General features: G+C 67.9%; 6 protein-coding genes. All 6 read right to left on the bottom strand.

Annotated elements, in window-relative coordinates:
* Positions 1–1,537, bottom strand: a 1,537-nt coding sequence (locus Q1J95_RS13730) for a CTP synthase (protein WP_300268508.1), incomplete at its 3' end; no start/stop codon positions are given.
* Positions 1,538–1,551: 14 nt separating this feature from the next.
* Positions 1,552–3,246 (bottom strand): DNA repair protein RecN, encoded by a 1,695-nt coding sequence (gene recN, locus Q1J95_RS13725; RefSeq protein ID WP_300268506.1) that lies wholly within the window; start codon positions 3,244–3,246, stop codon positions 1,552–1,554.
* Complete coding sequence (locus Q1J95_RS13720) at positions 3,243–4,163, bottom strand: NAD kinase (RefSeq protein ID WP_300268504.1); 921 nt, start codon at positions 4,161–4,163, stop codon at positions 3,243–3,245. Before Q1J95_RS13720 ends, recN begins: the two co-directional genes overlap by 4 nt.
* Complete coding sequence (locus Q1J95_RS13715; protein WP_300268503.1) at positions 4,160–4,957, bottom strand: TlyA family RNA methyltransferase; 798 nt, start codon at positions 4,955–4,957, stop codon at positions 4,160–4,162. The genes Q1J95_RS13720 and Q1J95_RS13715 overlap by 4 nt, the downstream gene beginning before the upstream one ends.
* Positions 4,954–5,136: a hypothetical protein gene (locus tag Q1J95_RS13710; RefSeq protein ID WP_300268502.1), complete on the bottom strand. Its 183-nt coding sequence runs from the start codon at positions 5,134–5,136 to the stop codon at positions 4,954–4,956. The genes Q1J95_RS13715 and Q1J95_RS13710 overlap by 4 nt, the downstream gene beginning before the upstream one ends.
* Positions 5,137–5,181: 45 nt before the next feature.
* The coding region (locus tag Q1J95_RS13705; protein ID WP_300268501.1) for an HAD hydrolase-like protein at positions 5,182–5,808 on the bottom strand (627 nt) is incomplete at its 5' end.

The following is a 5,808-nucleotide window of genomic DNA, read 5'->3' as shown; positions in this document are numbered from 1 at the left end:
CGACGTACTCGACGAGGTCGAGCTCGGGGTTCAGGCCCGAGAAGACGAGCCCGGCATCCGACAGCCGCTCGCGGTAGGCGTTGTTGACCTCGTAGCGGTGCCGGTGACGCTCGGAGATCTCCGTTGCGCCGTAGACCTCGGCGGCGAGGGTTCCTTCGCCGAGCGCCGCCTGGTACAGGCCCAGGCGCATGGTGCCACCCAGGTCGCCGCCGTCGAGAATCTCGACCTGCTCGGCCATCGTGGCGATGACGGGCTCGGCGGTCTCGGGGTCGAACTCGGTCGACGATGCCCCGGCGATACCGGCGACGTCGCGCGCGTACTCGATCACCATGCACTGCAGGCCGAGGCACAGACCGAGCGTCGGGATGCCCTGCTCGCGAGCGAACTTCAACGCGCCGAGCTTGCCTTCGATGCCGCGGATGCCGAAACCGCCGGGCACGCAGATGCCGTCGACATCGGACAGAGCCTTGGCCGCCCCCTCGGGCGTCTCGCAGGAGTCGGACGGAATCCACCGGATGTTGACGTGTGCCTCGTGCGCGAAACCGCCCGCGCGCAGCGCCTCTGTCACCGAGAGGTACGCGTCGGGAAGATCGATGTACTTGCCGACCAGACCGATCGTGACATCGTGCTTCGGGTTGTGCACAGCCTGCAGCACCCGCTGCCAGCGCGACCAGTCGACATCGGCGGCAGCGCGCTCGTCGAGCCCGAGCCGGCGCACGATGTACGCGTCGAGGCCCTGGTCGTTCAGCGTCGACGGGATGTCATAGATGCTGGGCAGGTCGACCGTGTTGATGACGCCCTCAGCGTCGACGTCGCACATCAGCGCGATCTTGTTACGGTTCGACTCGCTGACCGGGCGGTCGCTGCGCAGCACGAGCGCGTCGGGCTGAATACCGACCTGGCGAAGGGCTGCCACCGAGTGCTGCGTGGGCTTGGTCTTCTGCTCGCCGGACGCCCCCATGAACGGCACGAGCGAGACGTGCACGAAGAACACGCTGTCGCGGCCGAGCTCGTGGCGCAGCTGACGGGCTGATTCGAGGAACGGCTGCGACTCGATGTCGCCCACCGTGCCACCGACCTCGGTGATGATGACATCGGGCTTCGGCGTCTCGCCCGCCTGCAGCCGCATGCGGCGCTTGATCTCGTCGGTGATGTGCGGAATGACCTGCACGGTGTCGCCGAGGTACTCGCCGCGGCGCTCGCGTGCGATGACCTGCGAGTAGATCTGGCCGGTGGTGACGTTGGCCGCCTCCGACAGGTTGATGTCGAGGAAGCGCTCGTAGTGGCCGATGTCGAGGTCGGTCTCGGCACCGTCGTCGGTCACGAAGACCTCACCGTGCTGGAACGGGTTCATCGTGCCCGGGTCGACGTTGAGGTACGGGTCGAGCTTCTGCATCACGACGCGAAGACCGCGGGCGGTGAGCAGGTTTCCCAGGCTGGCGGCCGTGAGCCCCTTGCCCAACGACGAAACGACACCGCCAGTCACGAAAATGTGTTTGGTGGTGTCGTTCTTGGGCCCCGCATCAGAAGAGTTCATCACGGGCTTCAATCCTAACAGTTCGCCGGGGTCGCCAGGGTGAGGAGTTCTCGGGCATGAGTGAGCGCAGCATCCGAATCGGCGAGTCCGGACAGGAGTCTGGCCATCTCCGCCTCACGTTCGGATCCGTCCAGACGCCGTACGCTCGACGCGGTTACCGCGCCGTCATTGGCTTTCACGACGGAGAGGTGGTTCGACGCGAACGCCGCGACCTGTGCGAGATGCGTCACGACAATCACCTGCGAACTCTCAGCAAGCCGGGCGAGTCGCCGCCCGACCTCGATCGCCGCGGCCCCGCCGATTCCGGCATCCACCTCATCGAACACGAAGGTGGGCACCGGGTCGGTGCCGGCGATGACGACTTCGATCGCCAGCATGACGCGCGAGAGCTCGCCGCCGGACGCGCTCTTGGCGACCGAGCGCAGCTCTGCTCCCGGATGCGGTGCCAGCAGAATGGCGACCTCATCGCGGCCGTGCGTGCTCTCGACGCCCTCCCTGACCGCGACTTCGAGCCGGGCATCAGGCATGGCCAGCGCATGCAGCTCGGCGGTGACGTCGTTTCCGAGCCGCTCGGCCGCGTCGGTGCGGGCTGCGGTCAGCGCGGCAGCCGTCTGATCGACGTGCGCGCGGGCACTGTCGCGTTCGGCCGTGAGTCGTTCAAGACGCTCATCGTCATCGTCGAGTTCGGCCAGGCGCGCCTGGCCGGTCTGCCACAGCTCGAGCACCTGATCGAGGCTGCCGTGGGCACGGGTGAGCGCGGTCAGCGCGGCACGGCGCTCTTCGACGGCGGCCAGCTCGTGCGGCCCGGACTCATCGAGGTCAGCGAGATAGGCGGACAGCTGCCCGGCCAAATCGGTGATGCGGTAGCCGATGTCGGCGATGCCGGTCGAGATCTCACTCAGCACCGGGTCGTGCGCGCGTTCCAGCGCGCGGCGCGCCTCAGCGATCAGAGCGGATGCATCATGGTCGCCCTCTTCGTCAGACAGGGCCGAATGCGCCAGCGTCGCCGCGATGCGCAGCTCTTCGGCGTTCGAGAGCCGTTCTGCGCGCTCAGCCAGGGCAGTGTCTTCTCCTGGCTCCGGCGCCGTCGCCTCGATGAGCTCAAGCGCCTCACGCAGCCGGGTGGCTTCTTCTGCCCGGCGATCATGGTTCTCGGTGATCTCGGTGATCTCGGCATCGAGCTCGCGCCAGTGCGCGTACGCGTCGGTGTACGCGCGCAACGACGCGGCCACCGTGTCACCGCCGAATCGGTCGAGCGCATCTCGCTGCGCGGCCGCCGACCGCAGCCGCAACTGCTCAGACTGCCCGTGCACCACGACGAGTTCATCGGCAAGAGCCGAGAGCACACCGGCCGGTGCTGCCCGTCCGCCGACGCTCGCCCGGCTTCGCCCTTCGGCGCTCAGCGTGCGAGAGACATACAGCTCGCCCGAGTGGTCGTCGATCGGTTCGAGGTCTCCCCCGGCGTCAGTGACGATCTCTGTCACGGCGCTCTTCGTCGGCACGACCCAGACACCGGCGACAGAGGCCTGGGCTGAACCGGCACGCACCGCGCCCGAGTCGGCCCGCTGGCCGAGCAGCAGCCCGAGCCCGGTCACGACCATGGTCTTTCCGGCACCGGTCTCGCCGGTGATCGCGGTGAACCCCGGACCGAGCGGCAGCACGGCGTCGGCGATGACGCCGAGCCCCTGCATCCGCATCTCTTCGATCATGCCGTTCGCCCTCCGTCGCTTCCGCGCCAGCCCGCGACAGGCAGCTGGAACTTGCGCACGAGACGGTCGGTGAACGCTGACGGGTGCAGGCGGGCCAGTCGCACCGGCCGGGAAGATCGCCGCACGACGACGCGGGCGCCGGGAGGAAGGTCGTGTGAACGGCGCCCGTCGCACCACAGGATGCCCGTGCCTGTGGTGCGCTCGAGCATCTCGATCGCGACCGCCGCGTCGGGGCTGACGACGAGCGGACGGGCAAACAGGGCGTGCGCGGACAGCGGGATCACAGAGATCGCCTCAACGCCCGGCCAGATCACCGGGCCGCCCGCCGAGAAGTTGTAAGCCGTCGAGCCGGTGGGCGTCGAGATGACCATGCCGTCGCAGCCGTAGCTCGACAGCGGTCGCCCGTCGATCTCGACGACGACCTCGATCATGCGCTCGCGGCTGGCTTTCTCGACCGTGGCTTCGTTCAACGCCCAGGTCTCGAACACCACGGCGCCGTCGGAGTCTTTCACCCGCACCGACAGCGCCAGACGCTCTTCGACGACGTAGTCTCGCGCGATGATGCGCTCGACAGCGTCGTCCATGGCATCGCGTTCGATCTCGGCGAGGAAGCCGACATGGCCCATGTTGATGCCGACGATGGGTGCGACGCTGCCGCGCACGAGCTCAGCCGCACGCAGAATCGTGCCGTCGCCGCCGAGCACGATGGCGAGTTCGAGTTCATCGACCGGCACGACTTCGCCGAGGGCGTCGACGTCGCTGAAGTTCTCATCGACCGCGGACAGCTCGGCACGGTCGTCGGGCGAAAGCACGGGGCGCGCACCGGCAGTGCGCAGCAACTCGATTACGCGTCGCGCGGCGTCGACGGTGTCATCTCGACCGGCATGGGCGACGACCAGGATGTTGCGCTCGTTCATCGTCCTCCTGCCAGCTCGTCGATGCGTTCTCTCCATTGTGTCGGATTGCTTCCGCCCCCGGGCACCATGTGGACAAGGAATTCAGCATTACCGTGCGTCCCGAGAATCGGCGAGGCGATCATTCCCCGAAGCCCCAGGCCCTGATCCCAGGCGCTCCAGATCACTCGTGCGACAGCATCCGCCCGGGTGGCGGGGTCGGTCACGAGCCCGCCACGCACGGCTGTACGGCCGACTTCGAATTGCGGTTTCACGAGCAGCACGACGTCGGCCCCTTCGGCCGCGACGGCGGCGATGGCGGGAAGCACCAGCTCGAGCGAGATGAATGACAGATCCCCCACGATCAGCTCCGGCGCCTCGGCGACGCCGGTGGCCGCCGACAGGTTCGCGCGCGTCATGTAGCGCACGTTGAAGCCTTCGACGCTCACGACGCCCGGATCGTCTGCGACGGATGCTGCGAGCTGGTCATGCCCGACGTCGACCGACAGCACGCGGTGTGCGCCGCGTTCGCGCAGCACCTGGGTGAAGCCGCCCGTCGAGGCTCCCAGGTCAAGTGCCAGTCGTTCGTCGACAGAGACGTCGAAGGCGTCGAGCGCGGCGATGAGCTTGTGGGCGCCGCGGCTGACATAGTGGTCGGTCTCGGCGAGGGTGATGTCGGCGTCGTCAGGGACGGCGAAGGATGCCTTGCGCACCTGCCGACCTTCGACGCTCACGAGCCCAGCCGCGATGAGCGTGGCCGCGTGCGTGCGTGAGCGCGCCAGCCCCCGCGCTGCCAGTGCTGCGTCGATGCGGGTCACTGATCACCCGAGGAGGTCTTCTCTCGCGAATCGGCTCGCGTGCCGCTCTCGAGGCGGCGGAAGAGCTCGTCGTGGAGTGTCGAGTAGGCGTCGGCACGCGAGGCCAGCGGCTGCCCTTCGATCAGGCGCAACCGGCTCCACAGACCATCGGTCGGTGTTGGTGTCGTCTCATCGCTCACACCCCTACTCTACGGCGCGGCACAGACACGGACCGTGAGGCGCACTCAGGGCCGAAAGAACGGATCCTCGTACAGCTTGTCGGGAACATGCAGCACGAAGATCGGTGTGCCCGACTCCCAGATCGCGGTCGCACCGGCGCGAACGAGGTCGATCTGCCGGGTTCCCTCGGCGAGAATCTCGACCGCTCCCCCGACGACGCGAACCGTCGCGCCGCCCACGCTCACTGCTCCGTCTTTTCGCTGCATGAGCGGATACGGCTCGTGCAGCTCCCGCAGATCACTGAGGATGAAGGTCGGACGCGAACCTTCCGGCGCGGCGAGAACGTGCTTCGGACGGTCGATTCCCGTCAGCACGAGTGCTGTGTCGATGCCCGCGCGCACGGCACCCGAGATGTCGGTGTCGAGACGGTCGCCGATGAACAGCGACGTCGCGGCGCCGAAACGGTCGAGAGCTTCATCGAAGATCGGCTGCTCCGGCTTGCCGGCGATCGTGGCGAGTCGCCCGATGGCCGTGTGCACAGCGGACACGAGCGTGCCGTTGCCGGGAGCAACCCCGCGCTCGCGCGGGATCGTCCAGTCGCTGTTGGTGGCGATCCAGGGGATGCCGCCTTCGTCTTCGGGAACCTTGAGGGCGAAGGATGCCTCGGCCAGATCCGTCCAGGCGACGTCGGT

Origin of the sequence: Microbacterium sp., assembly GCF_029263575.1 — a bacterium.
GTDB lineage: Bacteria > Actinomycetota > Actinomycetes > Actinomycetales > Microbacteriaceae > Microbacterium.
Note: the sequence above shows the minus strand (reverse complement) of the source record. Positions and strands in the feature narration are given on the sequence as shown.